This is a genomic window from Pseudomonas sp. NPDC088444 (assembly GCF_044900175.1).
Taxonomy (GTDB): Bacteria; Pseudomonadota; Gammaproteobacteria; order Pseudomonadales; family Pseudomonadaceae; genus Aquipseudomonas.
The window spans coordinates 200564-224043 of record NZ_JBJDNK010000007.1 but is presented as its reverse complement, the minus strand read 5'-3'; the positions used below and the strand labels follow the sequence as shown (position 1 = coordinate 224043).

Genomic DNA, 23480 nt, shown 5'->3' with positions numbered 1-23480 from the left:
GTTTTTTTGCGCGCCATCACTGACTGTCAACATTCTGTAATATCCCTCCTTTGCATTTACTCCGCAAAACCGCCACCCTGCGCGCCGCCGATCAGCCCCGCCTGCTAGGGTTGAACCAAGGCTCGGCTGCATCCTCTTCTTTAAACAGACTTTCAGAGTTCATCGCCATGACGAACGGACGCGACCATCGAATCGACTTTTTTCGTGGTTTGGCGCTGATCTTCATTTTTTGGGATCACGTACCGGAAAACCCTTTCGCGCAACTCACCCTGCGCAACTTCGGCTTCAGCGACGCCGCCGAAGTGTTCGTATTTCTCGCCGGATACGCCGCCGTGCTGGCCTACGGCCGGGTGGCACAACGTGACGGCTGGGTCGTTGCCTGCCTGCGCATCCTGCGCCGCACGTGGGTGCTGTATGTCGCACACATCTTCCTGCTGACGCTTTTAATGGGCATCGTCTTCGTCGCCAACAATCACGTCGACACCCGCGACATGGTGCGCGAGATGGGCCTGGAATACTTCGTCGGCAATCCGCAGCAGGCGCTGGCCGATGAACTGCTGCTGCGCTTCAAGCCCAACCTGACCGACCCGCTGCCGCTCTACATCCTGCTGATGGGCACACTGCCACTGATTCTGCCGATTCTGCTGCACAATGCGGCAGTGGCCGTCGGTCTGTCGATTGCCCTGTACATGATGGTGCCGCTGTTCGGCTGGAACCTGCGTGCCTACGAGGGTGGCGGCTATTGGTACTTCAACCCGGTGGCTTGGCAGTTGATCTTCGTCTTTGGCGGTGCATTTGCGTTGTACACCCAACGTCCGTCGGCGCGGGTCACCTCTGCTCGTCCGGTCTGGCAACAACCGCTGTTCCTGATCGCGGCGCTGTACATGCTGGTTGCAGGTGTCATCACCTTCCTGTGGAAATTCCCTGCTGTTCACGACGCGCTGATGCCCAAGGCCATCTCCGACCTGATCTACCCGATCAGCAAGACCGACCTCTCGCCCCTGCGCCTGCTGCACTTCGTCGCGCTGGTCTACGTCGTCGCCAAACTGCTGCCAGCCTCCCACGCGTGGCTGGAAAACTGGCCCGCCCAACAGACCTGTCGCATGGGACGCTACTCACTGGAAATCTTCTGTCTCGGTGTTCTGCTCGCGCCGCTGGCCGATGGTGTCAACGCCCTGGCCGGAGATGTGTGGCAGATGCGCGTGATCACGGCATTGTTGGGGCTGGGGTTGATGCTGCTGTTGTCGAACTGGCTGGAGTTGAACAAGCGTTTGGGCAGCCCGAAGGCGGCACAGGTAGCGGGGGTTTGAGAACGGGTTCACGCTAGGGATGCACTTCGGAAATTTCCTACTGGTTTATCAGGCAAAGATTTTTCGCTGACGGCCGTTATGCGAGGGGTATGGATAGACCAGTGAGAGAAATCAGGATGAATATCAGCAACGTGAGCAGCATGCACTTAGCGTCATTGGATCAATCGGCTGGAAAGCGGCCTGTTCCAGATGCCAATGAAAGCGTGAAACAAGAGCCTCAGAAAATACAGCCTGCATCAGCAGAGACGCCTTGGCTGACAGAGCCAGGGTTGGAGTGTATCGATTCGATGGAAGAGTACATTTCGGTCAAAAAAACGTTAGCTTGTATTTCACTAGAAATTATGAAATCACAGTACGAATCTTTCATCGACAAGCTGAGAGCGGAGCGACCGGAACTGGCCAACAAGAGCTTTAGTTTCACTATTAATAGCCAGGGAAATTTTGAAGTAAGCGACCCACAGGGCGTCCTTAACTCAGAGGAAATCGAGTGCCTTACGCAGCAATTAAATGCGCACGACGGCCTCAAAACTCAAGCAATGGCGATAAGTTACATCGCGAAAACACTTATCAAGTATGACCTGTCCAACCCCGCTCAAGCACCTGACGGAAGCATCCCCCCTCGCCTCGATTTTCAAAAAATCCTAAAAAGCGAAGACTCTTACATGAATTTCCACCATCAACTCTTTACGCCCACTGCCTTGGAAGTTTCGCGTATTTTCGAAAAAGCCTGACAGGTTTCCCGAGCCTGGCTAGATAACTCCAGTCAGACTCGGGACGATTTACAAATATGCCCAAACAACCGAACGTCTGCATTAGCTTCAGCCTGTGCTTCTGCGCCGAGTAACGCGTTCAAAAAAGTGTACCCACCCACATAGTAGTAGCTTCTCCAAGTATTGGCACCACGGTCATAAGAGACATAATCCCGTGCCTCATGACCTCCTGAACAGCGATCGAACCTGACGACTTGTTCTATTTTTCCATCACCACCACTGATCACTTCTTCAACCACTGTTTTTACTCGAGACTCTTGCAAATTCAAGATAAAACGCCCCATCGCTCCCTTCAGTGGGGCACCGACAGAATCGGTGAAGTGCGCCTCTAAATTCGCCTCATTGTAACCTTGGGTCCATAGCCACGAAGGATGGGTATGCCCGGTTGGAATTCGGTTAACCCCTACCTCATCCTTAAGCTCGTATTTTTTTAACACAGGAAACGAGCCAAAGACAATTTTGTAAGAAGTAGAAGCGTCAGAGGCATTCGAACCGCTCACCACTCGTGCGATTACCGAGCCAGCAGCCCCCAAGCCTGAGAAGGTTTTAGAACCTCCCACCAATGGCTCCCACTTGTTACCTGAAAGATATTCAACCTTGAAGGAAGTCTGAGGCAGACCGTTTGGATAAGAAAGCAACACACGCTGCCCACGAGTAGCGGTGAATGTGTAGTAGTGAGCGGCGGTAGAGCTTACAAGCCTGTTCTGAAGCACATGAATTTGATCCGACAAATCCGTCAGCACTATCTCGCCGTCCATATGAGACTCTGAAACGCTCTCAACGAGGCCATACTTGAACTCTCTCGATTTTGGCACGCCCTGCTGTAAGTCAGGAGCCGTCGCGTGCGACAACTGAGATTCCGCCCCCAACACCAGTATCATCGACGCCAAAATTGTCCTTTTGAATCGCCACATACCTATATCCCTTTTGTTTTTGTTAAAACTTTCAAATTCACAACAATTTCGACGTAATTGGATTTAATCACCCCAGTCAACCCATAGGCTTAAAAAGCAGAAACGTCCTACGTTTTTCCGCCCAGCGTCTAAGCTTGTAGTCAGGTGCGATTAACAGGTTTAACCGGGCCAACGATATGGGCGCTCTGTGGCATTCCGATGGGAAAAAGGCTGCGGTCAAGGCTGACAGTCAGGGGGATGCGCCATTGCCTGCACATCCGCGCCACGGGTTTCATGCGTGGCGGGTGTTGCTGGTTTTGGTGCTGGTGGGGTTGGTGATCCTGGGATTTGCCGTTTTCTCGGAAGTCCACAGTTCGAAGCTTCAGGCCCGCGAGTTCAGCCAGTTTGCCGATCATCTCAGTTACACCGTCGAGCCGGGGGCCAGTGATGAAATCCTCTACCCCGGTGATGGCCCGTTCGACAAACGCCTGGGCTATTCGGCCCTTGGCGAGTTCCTGCCCCGCTTGCTGAAACGGGACTACCGAATCACAGAGCAATCGCGCTTCTCTCCCGAACTGCTTTCCTACGCCAAACGGGGCTTTTTCGTGCCCTATCAGGAAAAGAGCCAGTCTGGCCTGACCATCGCCGACTGTCGGGGTGACGCGCTGTATCAATTCACCTACCCACAGCAGCTTTACTCGACGTTCACCTCGATCCCGCCGGTATTGGTGAACAGTCTGTTGTTCATCGAAAACCGCGACTTGCTCAATACACAGCAGCCAATGGCCAACCCCGCCGTGGACTGGCCACGCTTCCTGAAAGCCGCTGTCTCGCAGGTAGCGAAGCTGGTGGGGTTGCCCGGCCAGTCGGCAGGCGGGAGCACGCTGGCAACACAGCTCGAAAAATATCGCCATTCGCCCGATGGGTTGACGCAGTCGGGGGGCGAGAAAATCCGCCAGATGATCTCGGCCAGCGTGCGGGCCTATCAACCCGGGCCTGAAACGCTGGAAGCGCGTCAACGGGTGGTGCGTGATTACCTCAACAGCGTTCCCCTTTCCGCCGTACCGGGGCATGGCGAAGTGCATGGCATGGCCGAAGGGTTGCGCGTTTGGTACGGCGCGGATTTCGATAAAACCAACCAATTGCTCGCCTCTGCGGCCAAGGACGCCAAGACGCTCGCGGCTCAAGGTCTGGCATTGCGTGAAGTACTTTCGCTGGTCATCGCACAGCGGCGGCCTTCTCACTATCTGGCCAAGGGGCGCAAGGAATTGGCTGACCTCACCGACAGCCACATCCGTCTGCTGGCCCAGAACAACGTGATTGATCAACCCCTGGCCGACGCCGCATTGGGCGCCACGGTGACCTATCGCGACTGGGTGCAACAGCCGACGATTCAGCCCATCGAAACCAACAAGGGCATCACGGTTGCACGCACCCGGCTGTCGGCGATGCTCAATCGTCCTTTGTATGACCTGGACCGCCTCGACCTGTCGGCCACCAGCACCCTGCAAAACGATCTGCAAACCAGCGTCGGCCAGTACCTGCGCGATCTGGCCAACCCCGACTATGCAGCGAAACTCGGCCTGCTCGGCGAGCACTTGTTGACGCCCACCAGCACGCAGGCAGTGCGTTACAGCTTCACACTGTTCGAGCGTGACATCGACGGCTCGCGGGTTCGGGTGCAGACCGACAGCACTGACCAGCCCTTCGACATCAATGAGGGCAGCAAGCTGGAGCTGGGTTCCACTGCGAAGATGCGGGTGTTGACCACGTACCTGCAAATCATCTCCGAGCTGCACGACAAGTACGGCGGGATGAGCAACGCCGAGTTGAAGAAAGTCCCGGTCGAGGACGCAGACCGCCTCAGCCGCTGGGCGATTGATTATTTGATGCAAAACCCTGATCGCGACCTATCGAAAATGCTCGCGACGGCTCTGGACCGCCAATATTCTGCCAGCCCTGCCGAAAACTTCTTCACGGGCGGCGGGATGCATCACTTCAACAACTTCCGCCGCGAAGACAATGGCCGCAACCCAACGTTGCGTGAGGCGCTGCGAGAATCGATCAACCTGCCGTTCATCCGCCTGATGCGCGATGTGGTGCGCTACGTCACTTATTCAGGCCCCAACAACAGCGCGGTGCTCATGAAAGACGACAGCGACCCGCGGCGTCAGGAATATTTGGCGGATTTTGCTGATCGAGAAGGCACCTCGTTCCTGTTGCGCTTCTGGAAGCGCTACAAAAACAAAACCACGCAAGACCGCCTCGATACCTTCCTCGATGGTGTGCACCCCTCGGCCAGTCGTATGGCTGCCGTACATCGTTATTTGCTGCCGAACGCCAGCCAAAGTGCGTTCAACGCCTTCGTTCGTGCTCACACCGTGGCGGACAAGAGCCAGCCTGCACTGACCGAAAAGCGTCTGGATGATCTGTACTTCGCCTATGGGCCTGGCAAATTCGACCTGCCGGATCAGGGCTACATCGCCCGCGTCCACCCGCTGGACTTGTGGCTGGTGGGCTACCTGCTGCAAAACCCGGACGCCAAGTTCAAGGATGCCGTGGCCGCCAGCCGTTTCGAGCGTCAGGAGGTGTATAGCTGGCTGTTCAAGAGCCGCCACAAGAGCGCCCGCGACAGCCGGATTCGCACGATGCTGGAGATCGAAGCGTTCCTCGATATTCATCAGCGCTGGCAAAAACTGGGGTATCCGTTCGATCACCTTGTCCCTTCTCTGGCCACGGCGATTGGCAGCTCGGGGGACCGTCCTGCGGCGCTGGCAGAGCTGATCGGCATCATTCAGAACGACGGGATTCGCCTGCCGGTTCTGCGCATCGACAGCCTGCATTTCGCCGCCGACACGCCTTACGAAACGTTGCTGAACAACAACCCGGAGCTGGGTAAGCGTGTGTTGCCCTCGGAAGTTGCAACGGCCATGCGTGAGGCTTTGTCCCAAGTGGTGGATGCGGGCACGGCGCGCCGGGTGTCGGGCACGTTCAAAACCCTGGACGGCACGGCGCTGCCAATGGGCGGCAAAACCGGGACCGGCGACAACCGCATCGAGAGCATTGGCTCGGGCGGGCGGATTCTGGCGTCCAAGGCGATCAACCGCACGGCGACGTTTGTGTTCTACATCGGTGAAAACCATTTCGGCACGTTGACCGCTTACGTGCCGGGCCGCGCCGCCGAAGCCTTCAAATTCACCTCGGCCCTGCCCGTGCAAGTGCTCAAGGGCATGGCGCCGATCCTCAATCGCTACCTGGAGCCGGGGACGTACACCCAGTGCAAGGCCCCGCTGGCGGCGCAGGTGGCGAGTATTCGTTGACAACCAACGATTCCCCCCCTGTGGGAGCGAGTTCATTCCGGGCGGCGATCCGACGATTGGCCAGTACGTCCGGCAGATTCCTATCGCCCATACGCGCGCATGGCGAATGAATTTGCTCCCACAGGGGAAATCGTTTCGCCATGAAAATCAGCGTGAGGTGAGATTGGAGAGCCTCACAAACGAGAACCGTTCGTCTTAACCTCTCTTGCAGACACATTAAGATATATCTTAAGGTATATCTAAACGTAACAAGAGAAGACGAAAGATGAGAGACCACTCACACCACCCCCACCATCACCGCCCTCACTTCGGCGACCACGGCGATGGCCGCGACGGATTTGAAAAACGCACTGGCCGGGAACGCGGCGGGCGCGGGCCTCGTGTGTTTGCCCCGGGCGATCTGAAATTGCTGCTGTTGGCCCTGATCGCCGATCAGTCCTGCCACGGCTACGATCTGATTCGCCAGATCGAAGGCCTGTTCGATGGCGCCTACAGCCCAAGCCCTGGCGTGATCTATCCGACCCTGACCTTCCTTGAAGAAAGCGAGCTGATCACCGGCGACGCCGAAGGCGGCAAGAAGCGCTACCAGATCACCGAAGCCGGTCAGCAGTTTCTGGTCGAGCAGGCCGTGGCGCTGGACGGCGTGAAAATGCGCATCGAGGTCAGCAAACGTTCATTGCGTGGCCATGACCGCCCACCAGAGATTCACGAAGCCGTTCACAACCTGCGCCACGCCTTGCAGATGCATCACGGTCGCTGGACCCCGGAAGAAATCATCCGTGTGCGCGACCTGCTGAACGAAACCGCCAAAGCCGTCGTTGATGGCACACACACTCCGTCGGAGAAGTCCGTATGAATTCGCAGCAATCGATCCATCGCGTCAGCCACGAAATCAAACGCCGCAAGCTGCAAGTGCTACGCGTCACCGACATCACCCCACGCATGCGTCGCATCACGCTGCACGGCCCGGAGTTGAAGGGTTTTATCAGCCTGGGCACTGACGATCACGTGAAACTGCTGTTCGCCACTTCGCCCGAAGAGCAGGCGGCGCTTGAAAACTTCACCCCAGGCCCGAACGCCTCGGACGGCCCGCGCCCGGCGATGCGTGACTACACGCCGCGTCGCTACGACGCCGCATCGGGCGAGTTGGACATTGATTTCGTTCTGCATGGCGATGGCCCTGCCGCCACTTGGGCCGCGCAGGCTCAAGCCGGGCAATTTCTGTACATCGCAGGCCCTCGCGGTTCGATGATCGTGCCGGACATGTTCGACAGTTACTTGCTGATTGGCGACGAAACGGCCCTGCCCGCGATTGGACGACGTCTGGAAGAGCTGGCGGCCCATCGTCGCGCGTTGGTGGTGGTCGAGATTGAAGACAACGCCGAACGTCAGGCGCTGGAAAGCCAGGCGCAGGTCGAGGTGGTTTGGGTCGTTCGCGGCGAGCGGGATTTGCTGGAGGTGACACGGGGTTTGACGTTGCCGGAAGGCAGCCTGTACGCATGGGTCGCGACGGAATCGGCGCTGTCGCGCAAAGTGCGCCGAGTGTTGCTGGATGAGTTCAAGCTGGACGAAGCGGCGGTGAAGGCGGCGGGTTACTGGCGTCTGGAGGGTTCGGGCGAGGAGTCATCTTCACGCTGATTCATCTGTAACAGCATGGCTTGCCTGCGGCGGCGGTTTTACTGACGCTGCCGCCGGCGAGCCGGACTGCTACAGGGGCGTACGGCGGATCCTATCGACCAACAAAATCACCACCCCAATCCCCACAAACCCCGCCAACACTCCGAACGCATTGGCCAGCGCCCGCTGCAATCCCAGGGTACCAATGTCCAGGAACGGATAGACATAATCGCCGAACGCATTGACGCGCATCAGCAGATAGCCGAAGTAAACCGCCGGGTAAACCATCCACGCCAACAGGTGTTTGAGCCGCAATTGCCCCTTGCGAACGTACAGCCACCAGTAAGCCAAAAACGCTAAAGGCATGACGTCGTGCAGCAATTCGTCGGCGACTTTCTGCCAGCCCTCGGGGCTCCATAAGTGCCGCAACAGCAGGTTGTAAGCAATGCCGACCAACAGAATGCTGGTGGTGATCCCGCCGCAAACAACGGGTGATCTGAAAAACCGGTGCCAGGTCGAGTGCCGGTCTGTGATCGCGCAGGTCAACGCCACGGCCACGAGCGTGTTGGTGAGCACCGTGAAGAAGCTGAAGAATTTGATCAACCCGCCCACCAGGCTGGCCTGATCAGTCCATCGTCCCCACAGCACCAGGTACAACTGCACGGCCAGCGCAAACCAGCCAAGCAGCGCAGCCACAGTGGCATAGCGACGCTGTCCGGGCGTCAGGTGCAGCGTTGAGTCGTACATGGTGCTCAATCCCTGAAAACCTAGACAAGCTTACCAGCGCTTGGTGCGCGCCAGTTTGACGTACAGGTGTTCGACCTTCTCCCGCGCCCAGGGTGTCTTGCGCAGAAACGTCAGGCTCGACTTGATGCTCGGATCGCTTTTGAAACAGCGGATGTCGATGCGCTCCGCCAGCCCCGACCATTCGTAATGCTCCACCAGCCGGTTGAGGATCTGCTCCAGTGTCACGCCGTGCAGCGGGTTGTTGTTCGGTGTGGTCATGCCGGGCCTTTGTGCAATCGATGGAAGGACGTGCTCACAAGGTGCGCACCTTAACGGAGCATGAAGTGGGTGTGAAGCGTTCGTGTGCCTGCCACCGTCCCTGTGGGAGCGAATTCATTCGCGAGGCGGCGGTACCTTCGGCAGAGATGTGTCGAATGTAAGGGCCTTCGCGAATGAATTCGCTCCCACAAATGCCCTCATGGGCACTGACAAGCCTAGCCACTCCATTGTGGCGATTCCAAAATGATTGCATTTTTATTGTTATGTTATAACACTATAAAGCTAATCATTTGAGTCCCACCCTGCCAAGGAAACCGCTGCATGTCCCGCCCTTCCTCTTCCCGACTCTGGCGTCTGACGCCGCTGGCCACTGCGCTGCTGATCGCCTCGCCCTCCCACGCGATCGAACTGGAACAGCAAACCATTACCGCCAACCCGCTGGGGAGCGATCAGGTGGCATCGCCCAGCACCGTACTGACCGGCGATGACCTGACCCTGCAACAAAAAGGCAGCCTGGGCGAAACCCTGAACAAGCAGCCCGGCGTGTCTTCGTCCTACTTCGGACCCGGCGCAAGCCGTCCGATCATTCGCGGTCTGGACGGCGATCGTATTCGTCTGCTGCGCAACGGCGTCGGCGCGCTGGATGCCTCATCGCTGTCGTACGACCACGCGGTGCCACTGGACCCGGTCAATGTGGATCGCATCGAAATCGTGCGTGGCCCCGCCGCTTTGTTGTACGGCGGCAGCGCCATTGGCGGCGTGGTCAACACCTTTGACAAACGCATCCCCACCGAAGCCATCGAAGGCATTCATGGCGCAGGCGAATTGCGCTATGGCGGCGCCGACACCACGCGCAGCAGCGCGGGTCGTCTGGAAGCGGGCAACGGCACGTTCGCCTTGCACCTGGACGCCAACGCCCGGGAATTCAACGACCTGAAAATCCCCGGTTACGCCCGCACCGCCGACGAACGCGCCCGCGATCAGGATGGTGATGACAAAAAGCACCGTCTGGGCAACAGCGACGGCCGTCAGGACGGCGGCGCAGTCGGCGGTTCCTACACCTGGGACGACGGTTACGCGGGGCTTTCCTACAGCAATTACGATTCCAACTACGGCTCGCCCGCCGAGCAGGACGTGCGCATCCGCATGAAGCAGGATCACTACGCGTTCGCCTCGGAAATCCGCAACCTGTCCGGCCCGTTCAGTTCGGTGAAACTGGACGCCGGTTACACCGAATACAAACACATGGAGATCGAAGACGGCGAAGTCGGCACAACCTTCAAGAACAAAGGCTACGAAGCCCGCATCGAAGCGCGCCACCAACCGATTGGCCCGCTGAATGGCGTGGTTGGCGCGCAAGTCACCCGCAGCGAGTTCTCGGCATTGGGCGAAGAAGCCTTCGTGCCCCAGACCGATACCGACGCCGGTGCACTGTTCATTCTTGAAGAGCTACAGGCCACGGATCGCCTGAAGCTGAGCCTGGGTGGACGTCTGGAACACACCACCGTCGATCCGGATGGCAAAGGCAACGAGCGTTTCGCCAATGCAGACCGTTCCAGCAGCTTCACTGCGGGCAGTCTGTCGTCTGGTGCCGTGTACACCCTGACGCCGATCTGGTCGCTGGCCGCCACGCTGGGTTACACCGAACGCGCACCAACGTTCTACGAGTTGTACGCCAATGGCGCTCATGTCGCGACCGGCACCTATGAAGTGGGTGATGCGGGGCTTTCGAAAGAAAAGGCCGTGTCCAGTGACCTGGCGTTGCGCTTTGACAACGGCACGCACAAGGGCAGTTTCGGCGTGTTTTACAGCCACTTCTCCAATTACATCGGCCTGCTGGGCACCGGTCGTACACTGAACGACGACGGTGAAGAAGATGCGGACGGTATCCCGGAATACACCTACTCGGGTGTGCGCGCACGGTTTGCAGGATTCGAGGTACAGGATCACTGGAAACTGGGCGAGAGCCAGTACGGCAAATTCGCGCTGGAACTGTCAGGCGATTACACCCGCGCCACCAATCTGGACACCGGCGAAGCGCTGCCGCGCATCGCACCGTTGCGCTTGAACAGTGGTCTGCTGTGGGAACTGGACAAGTGGCAGGCGCGGATCGACGTTGAGCATGCCGCGTCCCAAGGCCGTGTGCCGGACAACGAAACTGGCACCGACGGCTACACCACGCTGGGTGCGAGTGCGGGTTATAAATTCAACCTCGGTGGCAGTCAGTGGCTGGCGTTTGTGAACGGAGAAAACCTGACCAACCAGACCGTACGTTACGCCAGCTCGATTCTGCGTGACATCGCCCCGGCGCAAGGCCGGAGCATCGAGGTCGGTTTGCGTACGACGTTCTAACGATCGTCATTTGACTCATGCGTACCCCCTGTGGGACCGAATTCATTCTGGGCGGCATCCCGACGAGGCGGCGGTACATTCGGCAGAGATGTGTCGGATGTAAGGGCCTCTCGCGAATGAATTCGCTCCCACAATTGACTCCAGGCACGGCTTACCGGCGATGGCGTTTTTGAAATCGCCACCGTCGGCAAGCCGTGCTGTTACAGAGACCGCGTTTATATCCAACCTGTGTAACTATCTCTCGCCTCACATCACAGATCACGATTCGCGTATTCCCCATAGACACTAAGGGATAGCGCTACCCCATCTTTTCATGACTGTTGCGCAATTCGTAACTATTCATGTCGCAAAATCGTCTTTTTTAAAAATCGTTAGCCCCCTATCATCGCGCCGAGCTGATAGCTGAATCGTTTCATGCACTCATCTGTCAAGTTTTGCCCTCGCGGCTTATCGACGCAGTGACCGGTCTGCGCCGTCTTCACCTCACCAAAAAGAACTCACGCCCTATGCCTTCGTCCTCGAAACGCTGCACCTCAATTCGCTCACTCGGCCTGGCCGCATTGAGCCTGACAACCTGCGCCCACGCCGCCTCCGCGTTCGATGGCGAGTCGCCATTGATGCTCGGAGACTGGGGTGGCAAGCGCAGCGAGCTGTCGCAACAGGGCTATGACTTCAAGCTCGACACGGTCATCGAGGTCGGTTCGAACCTACATGGTGGCTACAACCACGACAAGGCGACCCGCTACAGCGATCAATTCGCCCTCGGCGCGCACCTTGATCTGCAAAAAATCCTCGGCTGGCACGACGCTGAATTTCAAGTGACGCTGACCAACCGCAACGGCGACAACATCAGCAACGACCGGGTGTCCGATCCCCGTGTCGGCACTATTTCGTCATCGCAAGAAGTCTGGGGCCGTGGCAACGTCACGCGCCTGACCGACCTGTGGTATCAGCAGAAATTTCTCGATCAGAAGCTGAGCATCAAGGTCGGTCGCTTCAACGAAGGCGAGGACTTCAACACCTTCCCCTGCGACTTCCAGAACCTGTCGTTCTGTGGCTCACAAGTTGGCAACTGGGGCGGCGGCATTTGGTACAACTGGCCGATCAGCCAGTGGGCCTTGCGCGTGAAATACCAGCTCAACCCCGAACTGTTCGTTCAGGTCGGTGCCTTCGAGCAGAACCCGTCGAACCTGGAAAACGACAACAATTTCAAGCTCAGTGGCAGCGGCACGAAAGGCGCTGTGCTGCCAGTCGAGCTGGTCTGGTCGCCAAAGGTCAACGGCCTGCCGGGCGAGTACCGCCTCGGTTACTACTACAGCACCGCTGACAGCAGTGATGTCTACAAGGACAGCAATGGCCGTTACGCCGCCCTGAGCGGTGACGACTACGCTTCGTCGTCCAGCAAACACGGCATGTGGCTGACCCTGCGCCAGCAAGTCACGAGCCAGGCCAGCGATAACAGCCGTGGCCTGAGCCTGTTCGCCAACGGCACCGTGCACGACAAGAAGACCAACATAATCGACAACTACGTCGCGCTGGGCGCCACCTACACCGGCCCGTTCGACGCGCGCCCGAAAGATGACATAGGCCTGGCCGTCGGTCGCATTCACGTCAATCCGGCGTATCGCAAGAACATCAACCTGCAAAACCAGGCCAACAACGTCAGCGATTACACCGACCCGGCCTTCCTGCCCGTGCAGGACACCGAATACAACGCCGAGCTGTACTACGGCGTCCACGTCGCCAACTGGCTGACCGTGCGCCCCAACCTGCAATTCATCCGTCACCCAGGCGGCGTGAACCAGGTCGACGACGCGTTGGTGGCCGGACTGAAGATTCAATCTTCGTTCTGATCGACATATTCGAACTTTCTGAATCCGGTTTCTGGAACTAGCGTGAAAGAGACGGATTCAAACGGTTCGAGTCGACAAATGAAAAGAACAAAGCGTCAACCACTTAATCGTTACGGAGTACGACACTATGAGCACTGACGGTGCTTTCAGTCGGGGTCGCCGGTTACCGAGCGTGCTCGGGCTGGTGATTCTGGTCATGGGCCTGGCCTTGCTGGCCGGGGGTATCAAACTGCTGACACTGGGCGGGTCGTTGTATTACCTGCTGGCCGGTATTGGTTTCATCATCACTGGCGTGTTGCTGATCAAAGGCAGCCGCGCGGCACTGGGTGTGTTTGCCGTCGTGCTGTTTCTGAGCACGGTCTGGGCGCTATGGGAAGTCGGCCTGGACTGGTGGCAGTTGGTGCCACGTCTGTCGCTGTGGTTCGTACTCGGCGTCACCATGCTACTGCCATGGTTCCGCCGCCCTGTGCTGCGCGGCCAGCCGGGCGGTCTGCCGACCGTTGCGCTGAGCATCGCTGTGGTGTTGGCCGGTCTGACGGCCATCGCCAGCCAGTTCACCAGCCCGGGTGAAATCAAAGGCAAGCTGGACCGCGACGACGCAGGCGTGGCGTACGATCCGCAGCCAATGCTGGAAGGCGACTGGCAGGCGTATGGTCGCTCCGAGCACGGTAATCGCTACTCGCCGCTGAAGCAGATCACCCCTGAAAACGTCGGCAAACTGCAAGAAGCCTGGCGCATTCGCACCGGCGACCTGCCAACGGCAGAAGACCCGGTCGAACTGACCAACGAGAACACCCCGCTGAAGGTCAACGGCATGGTCTATGCCTGCACCCCGCACAGCAAGGTGCTGGCGCTGGACCCGGACACCGGCAAGACCATCTGGTCGTACGACCCGCAGATCTCGAAAGAGGGTGCGAAAAACTTCACCGGCTGGGCACACATGACCTGCCGTGGCGTTTCGTACTACGACGAAGACGCCTACGCCAAATCCGACGTCGGCGCTCCGGCGGCCGCGCTGTCTGACGCTGGCAAAGCGGTTGCAACCGCCTGCCCTCGTCGCCTGTACCTGCCGACCGCCGACGCGCGCCTGATCGCGCTGAACGCCGACACTGGCAAGGTCTGCGAAGACTTCGCCAACAAAGGTGCTGTCGATTTGCGCGCCAACATCGGCCCGTTCACTGCCGGTGGCTACTACTCCACCTCGCCTGCCGCGATCACCCGTAATCTGGTGATCATTGGCGGCCACGTGACCGACAACGAGTCGACCAACGAGCCATCGGGCGTGATCCGCGCCTACGACGTGCACGACGGCAAACTGGTGTGGAACTGGGACCCGAACAACCCGGACGCTACCGCGCCGATTGCTGCCGACCAGTTCTACTCGCGCAACGCACCGAACATGTGGTCGCTGGCCAGCGTCGACGAAAAGCTGGGCCTGGTCTACCTGCCACTGGGCAACCAGATGCCTGACCAGTACGGTGCAGACCGTACCCCCGGCGCCGAGAAATTCAGCGCAGGCCTGGTCGCACTGGACGTCAACACCGGCAAGGTGCGCTGGAACTACCAGTTCACTCACCACGACCTGTGGGACATGGACGTACCGAGCCAGCCAACCTTGATCAACCTGAAAACCAAGGACGGCGTGAAGCCGGCCGTGATTCAGCCGACCAAGCAAGGCAGCCTGTACGTACTGGACCGCCGCGATGGCACCCCAATTGTGCCCATCGACGAGGTTCCGGCGCCGACCGGTGCTGCGCAAGGCGACCACACTTCGCCGACTCAAGCGCGTTCGCAACTGAACATGCTGCCGCCTGAGCTGACTGAAAAAGCCATGTGGGGCGCCACCGCGTTCGACCAGATGCTGTGCCGCATCCAGTTCAAGGAACTGCGTTACGAAGGTCAGTACACCCCTCCGTCCGAGCAAGGCAGCATCATCTATCCGGGTAACGTGGGCGTGTTCAACTGGGGCGCCGTTTCGGTCGATCCGGTGCGTCAGTTGATGTTCACCAGCCCGAACTACATGGCCTTCGTGTCCAAGCTGGTGCCGCGCGCCAAGGTTGAGGCGGGCAGCAAGCGTGAGAGCGAAACCAGCGGCGTGCAGCCGAACACCGGCGCGCCGTACGCAGTGATCATGCACCCGCTGATGTCGCAGTTCGGTATGCCGTGCCAGGCCCCGTCGTGGGGTAACGTGGCGGCGGTCGACCTGACCACCAATCAGGTGGTGTGGAAGCACAAAAATGGCACCAGCCGCGACAACACGCCAGTACCAATCGGCCTGCCAGTGGGCGTGCCGAGCATGGGCGGTTCGATGGTGACGGCAGGCGGCGTGGGCTTCCTGGCCGGTACGCTGGACCAGTACCTGCGTGCGTATGACGTGAAAACCGGTAAAGAGCTGTTCGCCGGGCGTCTGCCAGCGGGTGGCCAGGCGACGCCAATGACCTACACCGGCAAGGACGGCAAGCAATACGTGCTGATCGTTGCCGGCGGCCACGGCTCGCTGGGTACGCGAATGGGCGATTACATCATTGCGTACAAGCTGCCGGATTGATTCGGTAGAGCGGTAAACGAAAAGGCGGCCATCGAAAGATGACCGCCTTTTTTGTGAAAGGGTTTGTTGTGCCGTCGGATCTGGCGCCGTGCACAATCTTTCGGTGACCCCGATCCTTTGTGGGAGCCGGCTTGCTGGCGAACGCGTCGGATCAGCCGAATATCGTTAGCCTGACACTCCGAGTTCGCCAGCAAGCCGGCTCCCACAAGATACGCAGCGGATCATTTTTCGATCACCTCACCGCGCTGCGGCGCCAGTCGCGCGATCAACCGGTTCTGCGTCGACACCGGGATGTGTTGGTCATCCATCGCGTCGATCAGGTTTTCCACCAGCGCATTGAAGTCGCTGCGACTCAGGTTCAGCCCCTTGTGCGCCTCAGCCAACGTATCGCCGGTGTAGGTGCAAGGCCCTCCCGCTTCGACGCAGAACTTCTCGACCAGCTTGTCACGCACACGAACGATGTCGACCTTGGCGAAAAACTTGTAGATACGCTTATCTTTGGCGATATGCAGCAGCATCCCCTCGACGATCTTTTGAATCCCCGCCCGCTCGCCCAGCGCGTGGTACAAGCTGTCATCCTTGGGCGGCTGCTGCGCGCAGGCCACCAACAGGGCAAGGCTCAAGACCCCCATCCAGCGCAATGGTCGCACCATCAGAAGCTCCCCTGCACAGACAGATACGTGCCGTTCTGGTTGTCCAGCGTGGCAATTTCGCCTAGACGGGCGTAGGCCAACACCACCGAAACATGCTTGTTGGGGAACCAGGCGACAAATGCGTCAGCCCAATCGCTCTCCCCGGCGAACGAGAGGTTGTCGGGCTTTTCCCGATACTCGACGCCCACCGCCCAGCGCGGGTTGAACAGCAACGCCACCGAGCCCTCTTTCAACACGCTGCGGGTATCACGCCGATCGCCCCCAAAACCCAGAAGGCCGGTTTCATTGGCCCGGCTGTAACGCACGCCGCCGTTAACCACCACGTTGTAACCAAAGGCAGCGCCCATGAACAAACGGCTCGCCGTGAGGTAACCCTCAACGTCGGCGTCACGTTTGGAGCCAATGAGGCTTGGGATCAGAAAGTCATTCTGGTGTTTGTATTCAAGACCCGCTGACACTTGGGGCAATTGGTCATAGATCAGGTCGCCAAACAGCCGGACCTTCACCCCGAAGATGTCCTGAGTGAGATTGTCTTCCGGCAGGCTCAGTTTATGAACCACCGAACCCAGGTCGAATCGCTGATGCGCGTACGAAAACTCCACGCGGTTACCGTAGGAAAACGCCATACCGGCGACATCCAGCGTGTAGTCGGGGAGATCGATATGGGTGGCGAACAGGTTGGCGCCCCACTCGCCCTGTTCGTCGTAACCGGCGAGCACTGCCCAAGGGATGATCCCGCCCCCAGCCGCGCCTTCGATGCTGCTGGCCCCCCCGGTAGCGATCAGACGCCCCTGATCGGCTTCGACCACAGCGGCCAGACCGGCCATGCAACCACCTACCACACTCGCTAACACCACAGGGCTTAATACAGCCCAGAGACTACGTGTCATAAACATCAACCAATCAGTGGATCATCATGCTCGGTGAACTGTGAGACTTGGCGATCCATGCCTCGAAAGCGACCGCATTGAGCGGCCGACTGATCAAATAGCCCTGCGCGGTATCGCAGTGCCAACGCTCCAGCAATCGCAAACTGTGCTCGTACTCAACGCCTTCAGCGACCACCTTGAGCCCCAGGTTATGGCTCATCTCAATCGTTGAACGGACGATCACCGCGTCTTCGCTGGTTTCATCCAGATTACGCACGAAGGACTGGTCGATTTTCAGTTCCTGCACCGGCAAGCGCTTGAGGTGCGCCAATGAAGAGTAGCCGGTTCCGAAGTCATCCACTGACAGACTGATGCCGCATTCACGCAGCCGGTTGAGCACTTGCAGCGCCTGCTCCGGCTCGCGCATCACAGCACTTTCAGTGATCTCGAATATCAATTGTTCGGCGGGCACGCGGTACAACTTGAGCAGATCGGACACGCGGTCGACCAAGTCGCCATCGAGCAGGTCATCGGCCGAGATGTTCACCGACAACTGCACGTGCAAGCCGCGACGGCTCCATTCGGCCAATTGGCGCATGGCCTCCTCGATGACCCAGTTGGTCAGCAACTGAATGCTGCCCGTGCGCTCGGCCAGTACGATGAATTCGCCAGGCGATACACTCCCGAACTGTGGATGCTGCCAGCGCAACAGGGCCTCGGCCTGCCGCGCACGGCCATTACGGATATCCAGCTTCGGCTGGTAATGCAGCAGCAGCTCGCCGTTGCGTGCGGCATGGCGCAGATCCCGAATCAACTTGATCTGGCGCTGATGCGCAACGTCCCGCCCATCCTCGTAGACCTGTAGACGCCCCGGCATCTGCGTGGCGTCCTGCCGGGCAATGGAGGCGCGGCGAAGCAGTTCGGAAGGCGAATCGCCATGAACGGGGTACGCCGCGATGCCGATGCAGGCGTCCAGCGAGATATCGTGATCGGCGATGTGCTGCGGCTTGAGCAGCAGTCGTTGCAGCCGGTCAGCCACTGCCACCGCACTGTCGATTTCGGCATTGTGCACCAGTAGCAGGAACTCGTTGCCGGATAACCGCGCCACGGTGTCACCGGGGCGCAACGGCAGTTGCAGTTGCTCGCCAAGGATTTGCAACAGGTGCTCGACCCCTTCCGGCCCGATGCTGTCGTTGATGGCGCGAAAGTTGTCGATGCCCAGATAGAGCAAAGCCACGTGCCGCTGCGACGAGACCGCACTGCCCAGACGCTCCATCACCAACGCCCGATTGGGCAGGCCGGTGAGACCGTCATGCAGGGCGTTGTGCGCCAGTTGTTTTTCACGCTCGGCGATGCCTTCCTGCATATGGTTGATCGCCCCCGCCAACAACCCCAGTTCATCGCCGCGCTCGAGCGTGACAGGCGTGCTGTAATCGCCCTCCCCGATCCGCTCGGCGGCCTGGGCCAACGCCCTCACAGGTCCCGACACACTGCGCGCCAGCAGCAACGTGCCAATCAATGAGGCCACCATGGCGACCACAGTGATCCAGAACAACTTTTCATCCAGCGGCGCGAACGCCTGCATCGCGTGATCCAGCGGGCTTTGCAGCAAGGCCACGACCTGATCGCCGTTGCTGTCGCCGGTATTCCCCAGATTCAGGCGCGTGCTCAAAAAGCTGTGCTTGCCGTGCTCGGTCATCTGCATCTGATCGCTCGCCGGGCTCATCATCAGACCTTGCAGGCTGTCGTGCAGCCGTTGGGGTTGGGTACTGATGACTTGTCCGGGTTCGTGATTGACCACAGAAAGGAACGACACCTGCAAACCGCTGAGAGAACGCAGCTCCTGTGCCAGGTCGTCATCCATGCTGAACCCCATGACCACTCGCGCAATCGGCAGCGGCGCCGATATGGTGCTCTCGACCAACAGGTGCGGCATGCCCTGCAATGGCACGATCAGCATCGACTGATTGTGTGACTTCAAATCGCGCAAGGCTTGAAAGTAAGGAAACGGCGAGCCTTCGGGGATCTGGTCGATGGTGCTGGACAACACTTTGCCGTCCATGCCCAACAGGAACATGTCGTTGGCGTTGATCCGCGCTCCGTGGTTGAGCAAGACCGAGCGGATCGTCGCCGAGTCCGCCGACGCCACGGCATCACGAAAGCCGAAGTCGCTGGAGAGCAATTGCACGGCATCACGCAGCCGCTTGCCGCGCATTTCCAGCAAGCCCTCGAACACCCGTGTACCCACTTCCAGTTGTGCCTGCGCCTGTTTGCGCACAGCGTCCTGCGTCGCGGCCTTGACGGCGAGAAACACCGCACCAACCACGATCAGCAGCAGCAGAATCAGCACGCCTGCAATGCGCGCCTGAAAGCTAATTCGGCGTTTCATTCATGGGCAGCTTTGTGGAACGCATCGCCAAATGCACTGGGCGGGGGCGCTGCGGGGCTATCGTCGGCCTTGGGTTGCACGGCGAGGGTGAAACGCTGATGCAGGCCTGCGGCAGGAATGTCGAACTCGCCTCCGGAAACGGGTTGCATGTCAGGCGCCTGGGGATGCCAGAGCGTCGCCTTGTAGTGCCCTGCGGGCATCTGATCGAGACGAAGCGTCCCATTGGCACTGCTCACGCCAAACCAGGGATCGTCAGTTACGTAGATATAGCCCAACATCCAATCGTGGATATTACAGCCGAGTACGACCACACCTGGTTTGTCGAACAACACCGGGTCAGACGGCGTGCCGCCGTACAGACGCAGTTCGAAGCGTTTGGCGGGCGAAAACGAATACACCTGATGGCGAATGTCGTCGCTGTTGGGAAATTTGACTTGAGTACCCGTACGCACCGCCAGCACATGGGGCGCAAAGCGCTGATCGCGCTGGTCCATGTCGGCTTTAGGGGCCGGATCGGGCTTTGCGGCAGGCCCCTGGAGCGTCAACACGGCATCGCTCAAAGGTTTGCCCTGAGCATCGACGAATTCGGCAGTCAACGAGGCGGCGCTGGCAGCGGAGCCAAGAAGAACGGTTGCGGCCACCCACAACGAAGAAACAACGTGGTTCATACAAACGTCCAGTACGGCATGGTCGGTAGTAAGAGTAGCGCCAGCCCTGGCATTGTGCGGAAACGTTTTACGCAGATTACCCGCCCCTAAAAGGAAGATCACGCGATAAAAGCAGGCATAACGCCACTACTCACTAATAGCCGACGAAAGGCACAAGCCACCTATATTTCCCTATCGGCTCTCCTGTTCAATGCTATCGACCGCAACTATTGAAACCTGAGCGCGGCTGCCCCATCTAAGCCTCAACTCCATTCATGCAGGTGCCCCATGAGCGACCAGCAAGCAGATTCAGCACACGCTGCCGGTGATATCGATCACGAGCACGAAGTCATCGGCGCGGACCGTAAAAGCCTTGCGCTGCCGGGCCAGAACCTCCCGGATCAGGTGTACATCATCCCGATTCACAACCGCCCGTTCTTCCCGGCGCAAGTCCTGCCGGTGATCGTCAACGAAGAACCTTGGGCCGAAACCCTTGAACTGGTGAGCAAATCCGAACACCACTCGCTGGCGCTGTTCTTCATGGACACGCCGCCTGAAGACCCACGCCACTTCGACACCAAGGCCCTGCCCGAATACGGCACGCTGGTGAAGGTGCACCACGCCAGCCGTGAAGGCGGCAAATTGCAGTTCGTGGCCCAGGGCCTGAGTCGTGTGCGCATCAAGACGTGGCTCAAACACCATCGCCCCCCCTTCCTGGTGGAAGTCGAATACCCGCATCAACCCAACGAGCCGACCGACGAGGTCAAGGCTTACGGGATGGCGCTGATCAACGCGATCAAGGAATTGCTGCCCCTCAACCCGCTTTATAGCGAGGAACTGAAGAACTACCTAAACCGTTTCAGCCCCAACGATCCCTCCCCGCTGACCGACTTCGCAGCCGCCCTGACCTCGGCCACGGGTGTGGAATTGCAGGAAGTGCTGGATTGCGTGCCCGTGCTCAAGCGCATGGAAAAAGTCCTGCCGATGCTGCGCAAGGAAGTGGAAGTCGCGCGCTTGCAGAAAGAAATTTCCGCCGAGGTGAACCGCAAGATCGGCGAGCACCAGCGCGAGTTCTTCCTGAAAGAGCAGTTGAAAGTCATTCAGCAGGAACTCGGTCTGACCAAAGACGACCGCAGCGCCGACATCGAGCAGTTCGAAGAACGTCTGGTCGGCAAGACCCTGCCGCCGCAAGCGCGCAAGCGCATTGACGAAGAGATCAACAAGCTCTCGGTTCTGGAAACCGGCTCGCCGGAATACGCCGTTACTCGCAACTACCTCGATTGGGCCAGTTCGGTGCCATGGGGCGTCTACGGCGAAGACAAGCTGGACCTCAAACACGCGCGCAAAGTGCTCGACCAGCATCATGCCGGACTCGATGACATCAAGAGCCGCATCCTCGAATTCCTTGCGGTCGGCGCTTACAAAGGTGAAATCGCAGGCTCGATCGTGCTGCTGGTCGGCCCGCCGGGCGTGGGTAAAACCAGCGTCGGTAAATCGATTGCCGAATCGCTGGGGCGACCGTTCTATCGCTTCAGCGTCGGCGGCATGCGCGATGAAGCCGAAATCAAGGGCCATCGCCGCACCTACATCGGCGCCCAACCGGGCAAGCTGGTGCAGGCGCTCAAAGACATGGAGGTGATGAACCCCGTCATCATGCTCGACGAAATCGACAAGATGGGTCAGAGCTATCAAGGCGACCCGGCGTCTGCGCTGTTGGAAACACTTGATCCTGAGCAAAACGTCGAATTCCTCGACCACTATCTGGACTTGCGTCTGGACCTGTCGAAAGTGCTGTTCGTCTGCACCGCCAACACGCTGGACTCGATCCCCGGCCCACTGTTGGACCGGATGGAAGTCATCCGCCTGTCGGGCTATATCACCGAGGAAAAACTGGCCATCGCCAAACGCCATCTTTGGCCCAAGCAACTGGACAAGGCAGGTGTGGCGAAAACCAGCCTGAGCATCAGCGACAGCGCATTGCGCGCAGTCATTGAAGGCTACGCCCGTGAGTCCGGCGTGCGTCAGTTGGAGAAGCAACTGGGCAAGCTGGTGCGCAAGGCAGTGGTCAAGTTGCTCGATAACCCCGACACCGTCGTGAAGATCGGCCCGAAAGACCTTGAAGCCTCCCTTGGCATGCCGGTCTTCCGCAGCGAACAGGTGTTGTCCGGCATAGGCGTGATCACCGGCCTGGCGTGGACCAGCATGGGCGGCGCCACGTTGCCGATCGAAGCCACGCGCATTCACACCCACAACCGCGGCTTCAAGCTGACCGGCCAGTTGGGCGACGTGATGAAAGAGTCCGCGGAAATCGCCTACAGCTACATCAGCTCCAATCTGGCGAAGTTTGGCGGCGACAAAGGTTTCTTCGACGAGGCCTTCGTTCACTTGCACGTGCCGGAAGGCGCGACGCCAAAAGATGGCCCGAGCGCAGGCGTGACCATGGCCAGCGCCCTGCTCTCTCTGGCACGCAATCAGGCGCCGAAGAAAGGCGTGGCCATGACCGGCGAACTGACCCTGACCGGGCATGTACTGCCCATTGGCGGCGTGCGGGAGAAAGTCATTGCGGCGCGACGCCAGAAGATCTTCGAACTGATCCTGCCAGAAGCCAACCGGGGAGACTTCGACGAACTGCCGGAGTACCTCAAGGAAGGCATCACCGCCCACTTCGCCAAGCGCTTCTCGGACGTGGCGAAGGTGTTGTTCTAATACCCCACGCTCTTCCGGTTGAGGCAGTGATCGTGCCCACGCTCTGCGTGGGCATGCATCCTTAGCGGCGTGACCACGCAGAGCGTGGGAACGATCAACAATCTTCGGTTATGCTCGGACTCAAACCGCCTACGACCGGAGCCTTCATGACCCCTGCCCGTCTGCTTGTCCCGTTGAGCATGGCCCTGCTGGCCGCCTGCGCCCAGCAACCGAAACAGATCGTCTCTCTCGAAGACCAGAAAGACTGCCCGATCACCCTCAAGACCGGCCAGACCCTCATGCTCATGCTGCCCAGCAACCCCACCACCGGGCATCGCTGGCTGATGCAGAACCCCGCACCCTCGATCCTCAACGCCCTGGGCCCTGAAGTGTTCAACACCCCGGAAGACGTCGGCATGGTGGGCACTTCCGGCCAGTCAGTCTGGCGCTACAAAGCCGCCAACCCCGGCACCGGTCACCTGATGATGGTTTACCAGCAACCCTGGGCGCCGGAAGTACGGCCCGAGCGCACGTTCGATTGCGCGATCACGGTGAAGTAACCTCCACAC

Annotated in this window: 17 protein-coding genes; 10 read left to right on the top strand and 7 right to left on the bottom strand. The window is 59.1% G+C overall.

Going from position 1 to position 23480, the window contains the following annotated elements; genetic code table 11:
- Window positions 1–167: 167 nt before the first annotated feature.
- Together ACI2KB_RS15815 and ACI2KB_RS15810 are read left to right on the top strand one after the other, a co-directional pair.
- Window positions 168–1310: an OpgC domain-containing protein gene (locus ACI2KB_RS15815; protein WP_404636081.1), complete on the top strand. Its 1143-nt coding sequence runs from the start codon at window positions 168–170 to the stop codon at window positions 1308–1310.
- A gap of 116 nt (window positions 1311–1426) precedes the next feature.
- Window positions 1427–2041 (top strand): hypothetical protein, encoded by a 615-nt coding sequence (locus ACI2KB_RS15810; RefSeq protein ID WP_404636079.1) that lies wholly within the window; start codon window positions 1427–1429, stop codon window positions 2039–2041.
- Between the two features lie 32 nt (window positions 2042–2073).
- Here ACI2KB_RS15810 and ACI2KB_RS15805 read toward each other — a convergent pair whose 3' ends face one another.
- Complete coding sequence (locus ACI2KB_RS15805) at window positions 2074–2994, bottom strand: hypothetical protein (RefSeq protein ID WP_404636077.1); 921 nt, start codon at window positions 2992–2994, stop codon at window positions 2074–2076.
- Between the two features lie 176 nt (window positions 2995–3170).
- Here ACI2KB_RS15805 and ACI2KB_RS15800 point away from each other — a divergent pair, with 176 nt between their 5' ends.
- The 3 genes from ACI2KB_RS15800 to ACI2KB_RS15790 all read left to right on the top strand — a co-directional run bounded on the left by ACI2KB_RS15800 (window position 3171) and on the right by ACI2KB_RS15790 (window position 7931).
- Window positions 3171–6293: a transglycosylase domain-containing protein gene (locus ACI2KB_RS15800; protein WP_404636076.1), complete on the top strand. Its 3123-nt coding sequence runs from the start codon at window positions 3171–3173 to the stop codon at window positions 6291–6293.
- A 265-nt stretch (window positions 6294–6558) separates the two neighbouring features.
- Window positions 6559–7149, top strand: a complete 591-nt coding sequence (locus ACI2KB_RS15795; RefSeq protein WP_404636075.1) for a PadR family transcriptional regulator — start codon at window positions 6559–6561, stop codon at window positions 7147–7149.
- Window positions 7146–7931, top strand: a complete 786-nt coding sequence (locus ACI2KB_RS15790; RefSeq protein ID WP_404636074.1) for a siderophore-interacting protein — start codon at window positions 7146–7148, stop codon at window positions 7929–7931. Before ACI2KB_RS15795 ends, ACI2KB_RS15790 begins: the two co-directional genes overlap by 4 nt.
- 69 nt (window positions 7932–8000) lie before the next feature.
- Here ACI2KB_RS15790 and ACI2KB_RS15785 read toward each other — a convergent pair whose 3' ends face one another.
- Window positions 8001–8657 (bottom strand): Pr6Pr family membrane protein, encoded by a 657-nt coding sequence (locus ACI2KB_RS15785; protein ID WP_404636073.1) that lies wholly within the window; start codon window positions 8655–8657, stop codon window positions 8001–8003.
- A 30-nt stretch (window positions 8658–8687) separates the two neighbouring features.
- On the bottom strand, window positions 8688–8915 hold the full coding sequence (locus ACI2KB_RS15780) for a VF530 family DNA-binding protein (protein WP_404636071.1): 228 nt from the start codon (window positions 8913–8915) through the stop codon (window positions 8688–8690).
- A gap of 321 nt (window positions 8916–9236) precedes the next feature.
- Between ACI2KB_RS15780 and ACI2KB_RS15775 the strand changes: the two genes are divergently transcribed.
- From ACI2KB_RS15775 to ACI2KB_RS15765, 3 genes are all read left to right on the top strand, one after another.
- Complete coding sequence (locus ACI2KB_RS15775; RefSeq protein ID WP_404636069.1) at window positions 9237–11267, top strand: TonB-dependent receptor; 2031 nt, start codon at window positions 9237–9239, stop codon at window positions 11265–11267.
- 506 nt (window positions 11268–11773) lie between these two features.
- A complete protein-coding gene (locus tag ACI2KB_RS15770) occupies window positions 11774–13120 on the top strand; it encodes a carbohydrate porin (RefSeq protein WP_404636067.1) in 1347 nt (448 codons plus the stop codon).
- 127 nt (window positions 13121–13247) lie between these two features.
- Window positions 13248–15668 carry a glucose/quinate/shikimate family membrane-bound PQQ-dependent dehydrogenase gene (locus tag ACI2KB_RS15765; protein WP_404636065.1) on the top strand — a complete coding sequence of 807 codons (2421 nt, stop codon included), beginning with the start codon at window positions 13248–13250 and terminating at the stop codon, window positions 15666–15668.
- Window positions 15669–15889: 221 nt separating this feature from the next.
- Here ACI2KB_RS15765 and ACI2KB_RS15760 read toward each other — a convergent pair whose 3' ends face one another.
- The 4 genes from ACI2KB_RS15760 to ACI2KB_RS15745 form a co-directional block, all read right to left on the bottom strand.
- On the bottom strand, window positions 15890–16300 hold the full coding sequence (locus ACI2KB_RS15760; RefSeq protein WP_404636264.1) for a group 1 truncated hemoglobin: 411 nt from the start codon (window positions 16298–16300) through the stop codon (window positions 15890–15892).
- Between the two features lie 20 nt (window positions 16301–16320).
- A complete protein-coding gene (locus tag ACI2KB_RS15755; RefSeq protein WP_404636263.1) occupies window positions 16321–17148 on the bottom strand; it encodes a DUF3034 family protein in 828 nt (275 codons plus the stop codon).
- A 76-nt stretch (window positions 17149–17224) separates the two neighbouring features.
- Window positions 17225–19579, bottom strand: coding sequence for an EAL domain-containing protein (locus tag ACI2KB_RS15750; RefSeq protein WP_404636063.1), 2355 nt, complete (start codon window positions 19577–19579; stop codon window positions 17225–17227).
- Window positions 19576–20247 carry a methylamine utilization protein gene (locus ACI2KB_RS15745; RefSeq protein ID WP_404636061.1) on the bottom strand — a complete coding sequence of 224 codons (672 nt, stop codon included), beginning with the start codon at window positions 20245–20247 and terminating at the stop codon, window positions 19576–19578. The genes ACI2KB_RS15750 and ACI2KB_RS15745 overlap by 4 nt, the downstream gene beginning before the upstream one ends.
- A 267-nt stretch (window positions 20248–20514) precedes the next feature.
- Between ACI2KB_RS15745 and lon the strand changes: the two genes are divergently transcribed.
- Both lon and ACI2KB_RS15735 read left to right on the top strand, forming a co-directional pair.
- On the top strand, window positions 20515–22932 hold the full coding sequence (gene lon, locus ACI2KB_RS15740) for an endopeptidase La (protein WP_404636059.1): 2418 nt from the start codon (window positions 20515–20517) through the stop codon (window positions 22930–22932).
- A gap of 146 nt (window positions 22933–23078) precedes the next feature.
- The gene (locus tag ACI2KB_RS15735) at window positions 23079–23471 is read left to right on the top strand and encodes a protease inhibitor I42 family protein (RefSeq protein WP_404636057.1); all 393 of its coding nucleotides are present in this window, start codon (window positions 23079–23081) and stop codon (window positions 23469–23471) included.
- Window positions 23472–23480 lie beyond the last annotated feature (9 nt).